We start from the raw sequence: 15,757 nt of genomic DNA, 5'->3' as shown, positions 1-15,757 counted from the left end.
GAAGCGGCGGGCCCGGGACGCGATCGCCGAGATCCGGCGTCCCGGCACCAAGGGCTCGCCTCGGACTTCCACGAAGAGGGTCGTCCGAAGGTGATCAAATGAGCGAGGAACGCCTCTGAGCCGGGACGACAGGGCTTGTCGAAGGTCCCGTTCGGCACTGGGAGGGAAGCCCCCCGGTGAGGAGGCGTAGCGGGTCGTACCCGCCGGTCCGAGTCGGGGCAACGGTCGTGCGGTGGTCTCGCAGGCCGGGGCGGTCCTGTTGCTGGAGACGGCTCGCAAGAGTGTACGGATGCCGCGTCGTCGGCGGCGCTCGCGCCGTGGCGCAAGCTGCGGGCGGTGCACGACCCGGGCAAGATCCTGCCGGACCTCGCGCTCTCGACCGCCTTGGGCAGGACTGCCCGGCCGATGTCGCGATGCTGCGGGCCGAACCGGCCGTCCTCGCGCCGGTGGCCTCCGGCCCGACCGTCTCCCGCCTGGTCGACACTCTCGCCGAGGTGGGCTCTCGGGCACCGGCCGCGATCCGCTCCGCCCGGACCGAAGTCAGCGACCGCATCCGGCAGTTGGCCGAGCCCGGCGCTCCGCAGGCCGACGGTCAGGTGATGGCGGACGTCGACGGCGTGCTGGCCCGTTCCGACAAGGAGGATGCCACGCGGACCTGGAGGAAGACCTACGGCCACCACCCGCTCATGGCCGTCGTCGACCACGGACCTCCGCGAGGCGCTCGAAGTGTTCGGCACGATACCCAGGTGCGCGCGCCCGCCGGAGAGGACGTCGAGGCTGGCGACCGGCCTTTCCAGCAGACCCGGATGACGGTGGGTCACCCCGGTGCACAGCGTTCCCGGGCGGATGCGCGAGGTGTGCGCGGCGGCGAAGGCGAACGCGGGGTCCCCGTCGAGCATCGGGTCTGTGGCCCGGCCGTTGACGGCCACCTGGAGGCAGCGGTCCGTCACCCACAGGCCCGCCACGCCGTGCTCGTCCGCGGAGCGGGCGATCCGGGCCAGGCGCGCCGCGATCTGCGGGCCACCGGAAAGCCGGAACCGTCAGCCCGAGACGCATCGTGGGACCCTTCGCGCGAGCCTGAGCGGATATGCGGTTGCCGCGCCGGCCGGAATTCCGCGTCGCGAGGATGTCCGCCCGAGGCGGCGCAGTACCGCTTCACTGGCCCGCAGCGGGATTTCACGGAGGATTCAGCAGGCGCCGGTAGCCTGACCAGCAGAAAGGTGCTCCTTATGAAGGGTCAGGCCGTGTCGAAGCAGAGCTCCGATCCCATTGTCCGAGATCTCAACGGCTTGCTTCGGTGGCACGCGGAAGACATGCCGGACGCTATCACCTACACCTTTGTCGACCGCTTTACCGACCAGAGGAACTGGCACGAACAACAGCTGACCAACCGCGAGCTGCTGCAGCGTGCCAAAGCCCTGGCCGCCCGGATCCAGTGCCATGCGGCCCCCGGTGACCGCGTCATGGTGCTGAATCAGCCGGGGGCGGACTACGTGGTCGGGATCTACGCCGCCATGCTGGCCGGCGCGATCGCGGTGCCCGCCTATCCGCCGGAGGCGACGCGGTTGAACCGCGGACTAGAGCGGGTCCGCGCGATCGTGGCCGACGCCGCCCCGCGCTGTGTGCTGGTCGACGACATGGCAGGGTTGTCGGGGAGTTCCCTGCACGAGGAGTTCTCCGGAGTGGAGTGGATCGTCTCCTCCTCGGTCTCCGCGGAGTCGGCGGACGCCTGGGTGGCGCCGGACACCCGGCCCGAGGACCTGGCCGTGCTGCAGTACACCTCCGGCTCCACCGGGCAGCCGAAGGGCGTCATGCTCTCGCACCGGAATCTGCTGGACAACCTGCGCGCCGGCCGGGACGCCTACGGCGTCGAGGGGCGGATGAACGGCGTCTTCTGGCTCCCGCCCTACCACGACATGGGGCTTATCGGCGGAATACTGATGGCGCTCTTCTGCGGCGGCCGGGCACAGCTGATGGCGCCGTTCGCGTTTCTCCGCGACCCGTTGCGATGGGTGAGCGCGATGTCGCATTACAGGGGGTATGTCAGCGCTGCTCCGAATTTCGCCTACGAAATGGCAGCCCAGGCCGCCGAGGCCGATCCTGAAGCGGTGCTCGGCCTGGATCTGAGCAACTGGCGGGTGGCGATATCCGGTGCCGAACCGGTTCATCACGCGACGCTGGACCGATTCGCACGGGCCTTTGCCGGCGCGGGTTTTCGTCGCGATGCCTTCCACCCCTCCTTCGGACTGGCGGAGAACACCCTCGTGGTGACGGCGCAGCCCGGGGGCGACCGCACGGCCCGACTGGACGCGGCGGAGCTCGAACGCCACCGGGTGCGCGAGGCGGCACCGGGGGCGGAGGCACGGGTGGTCGTGGGCTGCGGCCCGAGCGCGGACCCGGGCCAGCGCATCGAGATCGTCGATCCGGCGACGCGTGCGCGCACGCCCGAGGGAGCAGTGGGGGAGATCTGGGTCAGCGGCCCCAGCGTGGCGCAGGGGTACTGGGGCAGGGCGGAGGAGAGCGAGTCGGTCTTCCGGGCCACGCTCGCCACCGGCGAAGGCCCGTTCCTGCGCACCGGTGATCTCGGGTTCGCAGGACCGGACGGCCTGTTCGTCACCGGTCGGGTCAAGGACCTCATCGTCCTGCACGGCCGGAACCACTACCCGCACGACCTCGAACGGACCGTGGAGGAGGCACATCCGCAGATCCGCAGCGGCCGGTGCGTGGCCTTCGCGGTCGGCGGCGAGCCCGGGGAGGAACTGGTGCTGGCCATCGAGACCGCGGGCCGGACCGCCGCGGAGGAACGCCGGGCCATCGTCGCGGCCGTCCGTGAACGGGTCGGCGCCTGCCACGCGGTGGCCGTCCGGGAGGTCGTCCTCGTTCCGCGCGGCGGGATCCGGCGCACCTCCAGCGGGAAGCTGCGGCGGTCCGCCGTGCGCGCCGCCTATCTGGCCGGGGAGTACCCGCGCGAGGAGCGGGCCCGCGCCGAGTACACGGCGCCGCGCGACGAGATCGAGCAGGTGGTGGCCGACGCGTGGAGCAGGGTCCTCGGGGTCGAGCGGGTGGGCGTCCAGGACCGGTTCTTCGAACTCGGCGGCGACTCGTTGAAGGCGGTGCGACTGCTGGGTGATCTGGACACCCGCCGCGGACACCGGCTGACGCTGTCCGACGTGGCCGCCGTGCACACGGTCGGGGAGTTCGCCGCGCTGCTACGGCTGCGCGCGCAGGAAACGCGGCCGGGAACGCGGCCGGCGGCTGCGGACATTCAGCTGGACCTGGGTTGATGGGCGAGGGTGGGGAGGGAAGGCCGGCGATGACCGAGGACGTCCGCGAGTTCGTGGCCAGGGTCGGGACCCTGGGCATCAGGCTGTTCCTGGAGGAGGGCCGGCTCCAGTGCCGTGGGGCGCAGGAGCAGTTGACGCCCGCGCTGCTGGAGCAGGTGCGGGACCGCCGGGACGCGATCGTGGAGCACCTGCGCGTGGCGGCCGGGTCCGCTCCGGCCGCTCCCCTCACCGCGGGTCAGCGCAGTCTGCTCCTGCACCAGCGGTTGACCCCGGACAGCGTCGCCTACAACCTCGCGCTGGTGGCCCGTACCGACGAGGCCCTCGACGCCGGGCGGCTCGACCGCGCGCTGCGTTCGGTCATGACCCGTCATGCGATCCTGCGGACGACCTACCGCTGGAACGACGGCGAGCCGCTGCGGTGCGTGGCGGAGGTTCCTCCGTCGGTCCTCGTCGAGGAGACCACCGCGGAGGATCTGGTCGAGTCCCTCGCCGAGACGTTCGTGGACCGGCCCTTCGACCTCGAGCGGGAGGTGCCGATCCGGGCGGCCCTGGTGCGCAGCGGTCCGGACGACCGGCGTCCGGTGCTGGCGCTGGCGGTGCATCACATCGCCGCGGACCTGCGCTCCGTCGACGTGATCGTCGAGGAGTGGCTGGCCGCCTACCGGGCCGACGACGCCGTGGCGGTGGTGCCGCACGGCGTCGACTTCGCCGAGCAGGTGCGACGTGAGCAGCACTGGCTGTCCGGTCCGGGCGCGGCGGACGCCCTGTCGTTCTGGCGCGACGAGCTCGCCGACCTGGCGGAGGTGAGGCTGCCGTTCGACCGGCCGCGCCCGCCGGTGCAGACCTTCCGCGGCGGTCGCCGCACGGTGGAGCTGGACCACCGGCTGTCGGCCGCGATCGGCAGGGTCGCACGCGAGGCCGACGCGACGCCGAACATGCTGTTCCTGTCGGCGTTCCAGGTGCTCCTGCAGAAGCACCTGGGATCGGACGACGTCGTGGTGGGTACGCCGGCCGCCAACCGGCGCACCGCCGACGTGCAGGACACGGTGGGTTTCTTCGCCGACCCGGTCGTCGTGCGCACGCGGCTCGCGGACGATCCCACGTTCCTCGCGGCGCTCGGGCGGACCCGCGGCACCCTGCTACGGGCGCTGGACCACCCGTTCCCGTTCCCGCTGCTGGTCGAGCGCCTCAACCCGGTGCGTGACCCGCGCCGTTCCCCGTTCTTCCAGGTGATGTACGTCTGGCAGCAGGCGGACTCGGGCCGGCGGCCGGTGTCCCTCGTGCCGCTGGCCGCCTCCGGCCAGCGCGGCGCCCCCTACGACCTGGTCCTGGCCGTACAGGAGACGCACGGGCGTTTCGTCTGTTCCTGGACCTACAACGTCGACCTCTTCGAGCAGGCGACCGTCGAGCGGATCGCGGACGGCTTCCTGGCGCTCCTCGACGCCGTCACCGCGCGCCCGGAGCAGCCGGTCTCGCAGTTGCCGGCCCTGTCCCGCGCGGCCGAACAGGAGCTGCGCGCCGAGGCCGGCGGCCCGACGGTGGAACTGGGCGAGCTGCCCTGGCTCGACCAGTTCGACTCCCAGGTGCGCCGGACCCCGGAGGAGGTGGCCCTGGTCTGCGGCGAGCGGTCGGTGACCTACCGGGAGCTCGGGGAGCGGGTCGAGGGCATGGCCGCCGCACTGCGCGCGCGGGGGGTGCGCGAGGAGGTGCGGGTCGGTCTGTGCGCCGAGCGCTCGATCGAGCTGGTGGTGGCCATGCTGGCCGTCGTCCGGGCCGGTGGCGCCTATCTGCCGCTGGATCCGGAGTACCCGTCGGAGCGCCTCGGCTACATGGCCGACGACGGTGGGATCGCGCTGTGCCTGGTGGACCGGGCGGGTGAGCGTGCGGTCCAGGGGTGTCCCGGCGAGCTCGTCGCCCTGGACACGCTCGCACGGGAGGCCGATCGGCTCGCGCCGACGCCGCTCGGCACGACCCCGGAGGCCGCGCTCGCCTACGTCATCTACACCTCGGGGTCGACCGGTCGACCCAAGGGGGTCATGGTCACGCGGCGCAACGTCGCCAACCTGTTCGCGGGCCTCGACCGCGCCGTGGGCGAGCCGCCGGCGGGCGAGCAGCCGGTCTGGCTCGCGGTCACCAGCGTCTGCTTCGACATCTCGGTCGTCGAGCTGCTGTGGACCCTGTGCCGCGGCTACCGCGTGGTGATCGAGACCGAACGGTGGGCGTCGCCCGCGCGGCGAACCGGGGCGAGCGGCTCCGCACCGTCCCGCCCGGTGGACTTCAGCCTGTTCTACTTCGCCTCCGACTCCGGCGAGCGCCGGGGGCCCGATGTCTACCGGATGCTGCTGGACGGAGCGCGTTTCGCCGACGCCAACGGGTTGCGTGCGGTCTGGCTCCCGGAACGGCACTTCCACGCTTTCGGCGGCGCGTTCCCGAACCCGTCGGTCCTGGCCGCCGCGGTGGCCGCGGTGACCGAGCGGGTCGCCCTCCGGGCGGGCAGCGTCGTCCTTCCGCTGCAGGATCCGCTGCGTGTCGCGGAGGAGTGGGCCGCCGTCGACAACCTCTCCGGCGGACGGGTCGGCCTCTCCTTCGCGTCCGGGTGGCAGCCGAACGACTTCGTGCTGGCACCGGAGCGGTTCGCCGACCGCAAGGAACGGATGTGGCGGGACATCGAGACGGTGCGAGCCCTGTGGCGCGGCGAGGCCGTGCGGCGGGTGAACGGACTCGGTGCCGAGGTGGAGGTCGCCACCCTGCCCCGGCCCGTTCAGCCCGAACTGCCCGTCTGGGCCACCGCGGCGGGCAGCGAGGAGACGTTCCGCCAGGCGGGCGCGGCCGGTGCCCACCTGCTGACCCACCTGCTGGGGCAGAACGTCCAGGAGCTGGCCCGCAAGATCGGTGTGTACCGCGCCGCGCGGGCCGAGGCGGGACACGACGAGGGCGTGGTGACCCTCATGCTCCACACCTTCGTCCACCCCGACCCGGACGTGGCCCGGGAGGCCGTCCGCGAGCCGTTCAAGAACTACCTGCGCAGCTCGATCGATCTGATGCAGGGGCTGGCCAAGGGGCTCGGCCTCGATCCGGTGCAGCACCGGGAGCTGATCGTCGAGCACGCCTACCAGCGCTTCGCGGGCAGCAGTGCGCTCTTCGGCACGCCCGAGCACTGCGCTTCCCTGGTACGGGAGTTGGCGGACGCGGGAGTCGACGAGATCGCCTGTCTCGTCGACTTCGGGGTCGACGACGAACTGGCGCTCTCCGCGCTGGACCATGTCGTGACGGTCCGCCGGCTGCTCACCGAGGCGTCCGGGCGGCTGCCGACGGATTCCCTGTCCCGGCACGGGGTGACGCACCTTCAGTGCACTCCCGCCTACGCCCGGATGCTGCTGGAGGCGGACCGGACCGGAGCCGGGTTCGGCCCGCTGCGGCGGCTGCTGGTCGGCGGCGACGCGGCGCCGCCGGAGCTGGTGGAGCGGCTCGGCACATCCGGCGTCGAGCAGGTGCTCAACATGTACGGCCCGACCGAGACGACCGTCTGGTCGGCCGTGCAGCCGCTGGAGGTCGACGCGTCGGGCCGGGTCACCGTCGGCGGACCGCTGGCCAACACCACGCTGTACGTGCTGGACCGTCACCTGCGTCCGGTGCCGCCCGGGGTCGTCGGCGAGCTCTTCGTCGGCGGGACCGGCGTGGTCCGTGGGTACTGGGACCGGCCGGGGCTGACCGCCGAGCGGTTCCTGCCCGATCCCTTCGCCGGTGCCGCCGGTGCGCGCATGTACCGCACCGGTGACCTGGCCCGGTCGCTGGGAGGCGGCCGACTGGAGTTCCTCGGCCGGGTGGACCATCAGATCAAGGTGCGCGGTTTCCGCATCGAGGCCGGCGAGATCGAAGCCGTCCTCGGCGCCCACCCGGACGTGGCGGAGTGCGCGGTGATCGCCCGACGGGACGGGGAGGGCGACAGCAGCCTGGTCGCCTTCGTCGTCCCCCGCGGGGACGCCGGTTGCGACGAGCAGGCCCTGCGCGCGCACGCGCGCGGCCTGTTGCCCGAGTACATGGTGCCCTCCAGGTTCGTGGAACGCGGCGCACTGCCACTGACGCCGAACGGCAAGACCGACCGCAGCGCGCTGGTCCGATCGGCCGCCGAGGTCTCCGCGAGAGTTCTGGTCGGGTACGTGGGCCCGCGCAACGAGGCCGAGGGTGCGTTGCAGCGGATCTGGGCCGAACTCCTGGGGCGCGACTCGGTGGGCGTGCACGAGAACTTCTTCGAAGTCGGCGGCCACTCCGTGCTCGCGGCCAGGCTGCACAGCCGTATCCACGGCGCGGGCCTCGGCCCGATCGAGCTCGTTGACATCTTCACCTATCCGACGATCGCCGCCCTGGCCGCCCGTCTGGGCTCCGGCGGCGCGGCCGACGCCGAGCGCGGGCGCGTCGACGACCGGGCGAACAAGCAGAGGGCCGCCGTCCGGCGGCAGCAGCGCAGGAGGCAGAGCTCGTGAGCGAGCGTGACACCGACGACGACATCCAGCACATCGCGGTCATCGGCATGGCCGGCCGGTTCCCCGGGGCCCGGGATCCGGAGGAGTTCTGGCGCAACATCGCGGACGGTATCGAGTCCGTCACCTGGCTGTCGGACCAGGACCTGCTCGCCGCGGGCGTCCCGGAGCGGCAGTTCCGCGAGCCGGGGTACGTCCGGGCAGCCACCGTGCTGGACGGGATGGAGCAGTTCGACGCCGGTCTGTTCGGACTGACGCCGATGGAGGCGGCCATCCTCGATCCGCAGCACCGGATGCTGCTGGAGAGCACTCAGGCGCTGTTCGACCACGCCGGCTACAACCCGGAGACGCTGACCGCCACCACCGGGGTCTACGTCGGCGTCGGCTTCCCCTCCTACCTGGTGAACAACCTGCTCGGCCGTCCGGAGCTCATCGAGCAGGTCGGCATGCAGCGGATCTTCTTCGCCACCGACAAGGGTTTCGCGCCGACCCGGATCTCGCACAAGTTCGACCTCACCGGCCCGAGCGTCGGGGTCGACACGGCCTGTTCGACCTCCCTCGTCGCGGTGCACCAGGCATGCCGGGCGCTGCTCGGATACGAGTGCGACCTCGCCGTCGCCGGCGGTGCGAGCGCGATCCTGCCCAGCGGGGTGGGCTACCAGTACCACGAGGGCGGCATCCACTCGCCGGACGGGCACTGCCGGGCCTTCGACGCCGCCGCCGGTGGGACGCGGTTCGGCAGCGGCGTGGGTCTGGTGCTGCTGAAACGGCTCTCCGAGGCCGTCGCCGACGGCGACCACGTCCTCGCGGTGATCCGGGGTTCGGCGGTGAACAACGACGGCGCCGCGAAGGCCGGTTTCACCGCCCCGAGCGCCACCGGGCAGGCCGCTGTCATCGCCGACGCGCTCGCCTTCGCCGACGTCGAACCGGACACGGTCGGGTACGTGGAGGCGCACGGGACCGGCACCGTGATCGGGGACCCGATCGAACTCGCCGGTCTGACACGGGCGTTCCGGGAACAGACCGACCGCCGCCAGTACTGCGCGATCGGTTCGCTCAAGACCAACGTCGGCCATCTCGACGTGGCGGCCGGGATCGCCGGCCTGATCAAGACCGTCCAGGCCCTGCGGCACCGCGGGCTCCCGCCGAGTCTGCACTTCGAGCAGCCGAACCCGGCCATCGACTTCGCCCGCAGCCCGTTCTACGTCAACACCGAGCTGCGTCCCTGGTCGGCGCCGGACGGGGCGCCCCGGCGCGCGGGGGTGAGCTCCTTCGGCATCGGCGGGACCAACGCCCACGTGGTGCTGGAGGAGGCGCCGGTCCGTCCGGCGTCGGGGCCCTCCCGCGACGAGCAGCTCGTCGTCCTCTCCGCGCGCTCGCCGCAGGCGCTGGACCGGTTGGGCGCCGAACTGGCGGACGCCTTCCGAGCGGCCGGCGACACGCCGCTGGCGGACCTCGCGTTCACCCTGAGCACCGGCCGCCGGGCGCACCCGCATCGGCGCGCGATCGTGTGCCGGGATCACGCCGAGGCGATCGAGGCCCTGGAGGGAGACCGTCCGTCGGCAGCGCTCTCCCACGTGGCCGGGGCGGACGCCCCGGGCGTCGCCTTCGTGTTCCCTGGTCAGGGCGCCCAGCAGGTGCGGATGCTGGCCGGTCTCTTCGCCGACCAGCCGGTCTTCCGCGAGGTGGTGGACCGCTGCGCGGAGCACGCCGCCGACCGGCTCGGCGTGGACCTGCGCCGGGTGATCTGGCCGGACCTCGCGGACGAGGAGCGGGCGAGAGAGCGGCTGGACCAGACCTGGCTGACCCAGCCCGCCCTGTTCACCGTGACGCTGGCGCTCGCCCGGCTCTGGATGGCGTGGGGCGTGCGGCCGTGCGTGCTGATCGGGCACAGCCTGGGCGAGTACGTGGCGGCGACGCTGGCCGAGGTCCTCCGGTTCGAGGACGCGCTCGACCTCGTCATCGAACGCGCGAGGCTGATGAACGAGATGCCCGGCGGCGCGATGCTGGCGGTGTCGCTGGACGAGCAGGCGCTGCTGCCCCTGCTGGGGGACTGCTCCCTGGCGGCCGTGAACGGCCCGCAGCAGTGCGTCGCCGCCGGCCCCCACCCGTCGATCGAGGAGCTGGAGAGGCGGCTGTCCGCCCAGGGCGTGGAGCACCGTCGGCTGCGCACCTCGCACGCCTTCCACTCCTCGATGCTGGACCCGGTCGTGGCTCCCTTCGAGGAGCAGGTGGCCCGCTTCGACCTGCGTGCGCCGCGGATCCCCGTGGTGTCCTGCCTCACCGGCCGGGTGCCGGCGGCCGATGAGCTCGGCGACCCGGGGTACTGGGCCCGACAGCTGCGCGGGACGGTCCGCTTCGCCGACGCCGTCCGCACGGCCGCCGAGCAGGGCGCGGACGTGTTCCTCGAGGTGGGCCCCGGGCGGACGCTCACCTCGATGGTGCGCCGCAGCGGCGTCCCGGCGCACCGGGTGATCGCCTCGGCGCGGGGCGCCGAGGACGCCCGGACGGATGCCGAGGCGCTGCTGGAGGCCCTCGGAGCCCTGCACTGCGCCGGCGTGCCGGTGGACTGGGAGGAGTTCTGGGCTGGCCAGCAACGGCACCGCGTGCCGCTGCCCGGTCACCCGTTCGAGCGGGAGCGCCACTGGATCGAGCCGGTTCCCGCAGCTGCGACGCCGGTCGGGAGCGAGGAGCCGGTCGCGAGCGAGAAGCGGGTCGGCCAGGTCCGTCGCTGGACTCCCGCGCCGCGTCCGGGTCCCGACGGCGCCGCGTGGCAGCCGGGTGAATGGCTGATCGTGGCCGATGACGAGCTGGGCCAGGCCCTGACGGACCGCCTGGAGAAGGAGGGGGAGAGCGTCGTCCGGGTGCGGCGCGGCGCGGCGTTCGCCGCGCAGGACGAGGGCTTCGCCCTCGACCCGGCACACCCCGAGGACGTGGCCGCGCTGCTGGGCGCGCTGCGGCAGCGCGGACGCCTGCCCCGCCACATCGTGCTGGAGTGCGGCCACGGCACGGCGGGAGCCTCGGCGCCCGCCCCGGGGGACGAACTGCGCCTGGCGGGGACATGGGTGGAGGCGCTGCTCGCCGGGGCCGAGGACGACGAGCTCCAGCTCGCCCTGGTGGCACACGGGCTGCACCGGATCACGGCCGATGACGACCCGTCACCGAGCAGCGCGGCCCTGACCGGTTTCTGCCGCGCGATCGCGGCCGACCATCCGGAGCTGGCGGTGGTCTGCGTGGACGTGGACGACCGGCTCGCCGAGGCCGCCGACGGCATCGTGGGCGAACTCGCCGGCGGCGTCGCCGAGACCGTCGTCGCGTTCCGCGCGGGCACGCGCCACGTCGAGTGCTACGAGGCCCGCTCGACGGACACGGCCCCGTCGGGCCGGAGCTTCGTCCTCACCGGCGGGCCCGCCGAGGTGCCCATGCTCCTCGCGCGCCGGTTGGCGCGGCAGCGCCGGGCCAGGCTCACCCTGGTGGAACGGCGTCCCCTGCCGCCCGAGCCGCAGTGGTCCGGCTGGCTCGACGAGGGGACCGGGCCGGGACTCGCGCTCGCGGCGGTGTCCGGCGCCGGGACCCTGCCCGAGCTGGGGCAGCGAGAGGCCGAGCTGTCCGCCGCCGAGCGTGGACTCGCCGAGGCGGCCGGGGCCGCCTGGGACCGGGACACGGTGGGCGCGGTCCTGAACCGGCTCTGCGGCAGCCACGTGTACCGGACCCTGCGGGACGGCGGAGTCGACCTGCGGGCCGGCGTGGTGCACCGGCGCGCCGCGATCGCCGAGCGGATGCGGATCCGGCCGGCGTTCGTCAAGTTCCTCGACTTCTTCCTCCAGGTGCTGCACGAGGACGGCGTCGTCCGCTGCGAGGGGGACCGGGTCGAGGTCCTGCTCGGACCGGAGCAGGTGGAACTGTTCGACTCCGCCGCCGCCAACGCCCTGCTGCCCGGCTTCGAGCCGACGATCTCCTTCCTCGACCACTGCGTACGCAACTTCCCGGCGGCGCTGAGCGGCGACATCGACGCCGTCGGCGTGCTCTTCCCGAACGGCGATCCCACACGGCTGGAGCAGGCGTTCCGCACCCTGCTGGATGCCAGCAACTACCGCGTCTACGCGGACCTGCTCGGGCGCCTGCTGGCCGACCTGGCCGACTCGGCCCCGGGAAGGCCGCTGCGGGTGCTCGAAGTCGGCGGCGGCAACGGCCAGTTGACCAGGATCGTCGCTGCGGCGCTGCGCGGGCGGGAGGTCGAGTACTGCTTCACGGACCTCGGCGGCTCCTTCGTCCGCCGGGCCCGGCGGTGGGCCGCCGGGTGTGGCTTCACGGCCCTGGACTGCCAGGTCTTCGACATCACCCGCGACCCGGTCGAGCAAGGACTCCAGGCGCACTCCTTCGATGCCGTCATCGGGTTCGACGTGGTCCATGCGACGCCGAGGATCGCGCAGACGGTCGAGAACCTGCGCGGCCTGATCTCTCCGGGCGGGCTGCTCGGCCTGGTCGAGGCGGTGGTGTCGCTGCGCTGGGTCGAGCTGCTCTGGGGGCTCGCCGAGGGGTGGTGGCTGTTCGAGGACGAGGAGGTCCGGACCGGCTCGCCGCTGGTTCCGCTGGACACCTGGGACCGGGTGTTGCGGGAGCGGCCGTTCGCGGACGTCGTCTCCTTCCCGCGCGACGAAGCCGTTCGAAGCGCCACGGACTACGGCCTGGTGCTCGCCCAGCAGCCGGCGACACTCGACTCGCCCGGCTACCGGGCGCACCTCGCCCGTCGCGCCGAGGCCGTCCTGCGCACCACCCGGGAGCGCATCGGGGCCGTGCGGGAGCTCGAGGCCCTGGGAGCCGAGGTCATGGTCGTCGGCGCCGATCCGACCTCGCAGGAGCAGATCGCGCGGGTCCTCTCCCACGCCGCCGCGCGGTTCGGGTGCGTGGACGGGATCGTCCACGCACCGGAGCTGCCGCTCGACGACACACCGCCGCCGTGGTCGGCGGCCGACCTGCCGGCCCTGGCGGCTCCGCACGTCGCCGCCGCGCGGACCCTGGTGCGCGCCGCGGCCGAGGCAGGGGTCCCGACGCTCGCGTTCGTCTCGCCCGCGCGGGCCGTCACCGGCGGCACGGGCGCCCTGCGCCCCGCGATCGCCGGCAGCGTCTTCGACGTCTTCGCCGACGACGACCGGGTCACCGCGGTCCGCTGGGACGCGGACGGGGACCCGGCCCTGCTGGAGCAGGCCATCGGCCGGCCCGGCGCGGTGGTCCTGGCCGGGGAGGCTCCGGACCTCGGCCCGGTCGCCGACCGGCGCAGCAGGTCTCCGCGCGGGGCTTCGGGGGCGACGGAGGCCGCCGCGGCGGACGTCGAGGAGGAGATCCTCGTCATCTTCCGGCAGCTGTTCGGCACCGAGGATCTCGGCGCACACGACGACTTCTACCGGCTGGGCGGCGACTCGCTGCTGGCCACGCAGGTGATCGCCCGGATCCGACGTCGCTTCCGCGTCGATCTGGCGGTCAAGGCCCTGTTCGACGCCCCGACGGTCGCCGGCCTGGCCGAGAAGGTGCGGGCGGCGCAATCGGAGGACGCCCACGCGGACATCCCGCTCCTGCGGGTGCCCAGGACCGACGCCGTGCCGCTCTCCTTCGGTCAGCAGTCCCTGTGGCTGGCGGAGCAGTTCCACGGCCCGAGCGCGACCTACAACATCCCCGGAGCGGTGCGTCTGCTGGGCCGGCTGGAGATCGAGCCGCTGCGGCGCGCACTGCGGGAGGTCGTCGGACGGCACGAGGTGCTCCGCACCACCGTCCATGCCGTGGACGGCTCGCCGGTGCAGCGGATCCACGAGGACGTCACGGTCGACCTGCCGGTCCGCGAGGTGGCCGAGGAGGAGATCGAGGAGCTCGCCCAGGAGCACGCGCGCACCGTCTTCGACCTGGAGCGGGGTCCGCTGATCCGGGTGGCCCTGCTGCGGGTCGCGGAAGCGGACCACGTCCTGCTGGTCAACATCCACCACATCGTCTCCGACGGCTGGTCGCTCGGCGTCCTGGTCGAGGAACTGGTGAGGCTGTACTCCGCGTTCGTGCGCGGCGAGGGATCACCGCTGGCTCCGCTCGACCACCAGTACGCGGACTTCGCCGACTGGCAGCGGCGTTGGCTCGACGGCGAGCTGTTCGACCAGCAACTCGCCTACTGGCGGCGCCAGCTGGCCGGAGCGCCGAAGCTGCTCGGACTGCCGACGGACCGGCCGCGGCCACAGACGCAGCGGATCCGCAACGCGGTGCACCGGTTCGTGGTCCCGCCGGAGCTCGCCGACCGGCTCGGCGGACTCGGCCGGGACGAGGGCGCCACCCTCTTCATGGTGCTGCTCGCCGGCTTCAAGGTGCTGCTGTCGCGCCTGGCCCGAACCACGGACGTCTCGGTCGGCACGACGAACGCCAACCGGACCCGGGCGGTGTTCGAGCAGATGATCGGGATGTTCGTCAACAACCTGGTGCTGCGCACGGACCTCGGCGGCGACCCCACGTTCCGGGAGCTGCTCGCCCGCGTCCGCGCGACGTCGGTCGACGCCTATGCGCACCAGGACCTGCCGTTCCTGACGCTCGTCGACGAGCTCCGTCAGGAGCGCAGCGCGGCGCACACGCCGCTGTTCCAGGTGCTGTTCCTGCTGCAGAAGCTGAACATCACCCTCGAACTTCCCGGGATCACCGCGCGCACCGTCGAAGTCGACGCGCTGCACACGAAGTTCGACCTGACCCTGTTCATGGAGGAGCAGGCCCAGGGGATCGTCGGCACCTTCATCTACAACGCGGAACTCTTCGACGCCGCCACGATCGACCGGATGGCGACGCGTCTCGTGCGCGTGCTGCACGACGCCGCCGAGGCGCCGGACACCCGGATCGGCGAGCTGCGCATGGAGAACAACGACGAGAACGGGACGCGAGACATGACCGAGCGGGACTCCCACAGCACCAGGCTCCAGTCGCTGCGCAGCGCCAAGCGCCGCTCAGTGGACGTCGGCCGGATCAGTCCGGTACGCACCGGCTTCCTCCCCGGTCTGCCGCAGGCTCCGCTCGTGCTGGAGCCCGCCGAGGCCGGCGTCGACCTCGCGGGGTGGCTGCGGGGCAACCGGGATGCCGTCGACGCCCATCTGCACAAGCACGGGGCGGTGTTGCTGCGGGGCTTCCACAAGGGCTCGGTCGACCGGTTCGAGGAGGCGGCCTCGGCGATCTGCCCGACGCTCTTCCCCGAGTACGGGGACCTGCCGCGCGAGGGCGAGTCGACCCGCGTCTACAAGTCCACGCCCTATCCGGACGACCGGTCGATCCTCTTCCACAACGAGAGCTCGCACCTGCACACCTGGCCGATGCGGCAGTTCTTCTCCTGCGTCGTGGCGGCCCGCGAGGGCGGCGAGACGCCGATCGTGGACTGCCGGCGCGTGCTCGCGAGCCTGCGCCCCGAGCTGGCCGAGGAGTTCACCCGTCGCGGGCTGCGCTACGTCCGCAACTTCATCGACGCCGTGGACGTGAGCTGGTCCAGGTTCTACGGCACCGAGGACCGGGCCGAGGTGGAGCGCAAGTGCGCCGAGGCCGGTGAGGGCTTCAGCTGGCTGCCCGACGGCACCCTGCGCACCTGGCGGCGGGCCGACGCGGTGCTGCCGCACCCCCGCACCGGCGAGGCGGTCTTCTTCAACCAGCTCGCCCTGCACCACCCCTCGTGCCTCGACGCGGACACCAGGCAGTCGCTGGAGGCGCTGTACGGGGAAGCCGGTCTGCCCAGGAACGTCTACTGGGGTGACGGCTCGGTCATCCCCGACGAGGTGGTCGCCGAGGTCCGCGAGGTGATGGACCGGGAGGCGCTGGTCTTCACCTGGCAGGAGGGCGACGTCCTCGTCACCGACAACATGCTGGTGGCGCACGCCCGCCGTCCCTTCGTCGGGCCGCGGAAGATCGTCGTGGCGCTCGGCGACATGATGCGCGCCGACCTGCCCGCCCCTGCCGACCGTTGATCCGGATCCCGAGCACGCACGG

3 protein-coding genes and 2 pseudogenes are annotated in these 15,757 nt (G+C 72.9%); 4 read left to right on the top strand and 1 reads right to left on the bottom strand.

The window, feature by feature from the left end; translation table 11 throughout:
• Positions 1–176 precede the first annotated feature (176 nt).
• A pseudogene (locus UK12_RS43210) lies at positions 177–710 on the top strand (transposase); the annotation flags it as partial.
• A gap of 66 nt (positions 711–776) precedes the next feature.
• Here the strand turns inward: UK12_RS43210 and UK12_RS43205 are convergent.
• Positions 777–950 (bottom strand): annotated as a pseudogene (locus tag UK12_RS43205) (LLM class F420-dependent oxidoreductase); the annotation flags it as partial.
• A 279-nt stretch (positions 951–1,229) separates the two neighbouring features.
• Here UK12_RS43205 and UK12_RS12550 point away from each other — a divergent pair.
• Genes UK12_RS12550 through UK12_RS36545 form a run of 3 tightly spaced genes read left to right on the top strand, consistent with a single transcriptional unit; the run spans position 1,230 to position 15,735 of the window.
• Positions 1,230–3,284: an AMP-binding protein gene (locus tag UK12_RS12550; protein ID WP_045302976.1), complete on the top strand. Its 2,055-nt coding sequence runs from the start codon at positions 1,230–1,232 to the stop codon at positions 3,282–3,284.
• A gap of 29 nt (positions 3,285–3,313) precedes the next feature.
• Complete coding sequence (locus UK12_RS12545; RefSeq protein WP_045302975.1) at positions 3,314–7,768, top strand: MupA/Atu3671 family FMN-dependent luciferase-like monooxygenase; 4,455 nt, start codon at positions 3,314–3,316, stop codon at positions 7,766–7,768.
• Positions 7,765–15,735, top strand: coding sequence for a type I polyketide synthase (locus UK12_RS36545; protein WP_052681832.1), 7,971 nt, complete (start codon positions 7,765–7,767; stop codon positions 15,733–15,735). Before UK12_RS12545 ends, UK12_RS36545 begins: the two co-directional genes overlap by 4 nt.
• Positions 15,736–15,757 lie beyond the last annotated feature (22 nt).

This window comes from Saccharothrix sp. ST-888, from assembly GCF_000955975.1.
Classification (GTDB): domain Bacteria; phylum Actinomycetota; class Actinomycetes; order Streptomycetales; family Streptomycetaceae; genus Kitasatospora.
The sequence above is the reverse complement of the archived record's forward strand: the minus strand, read 5'-3'. Positions and strand labels throughout refer to the sequence as shown.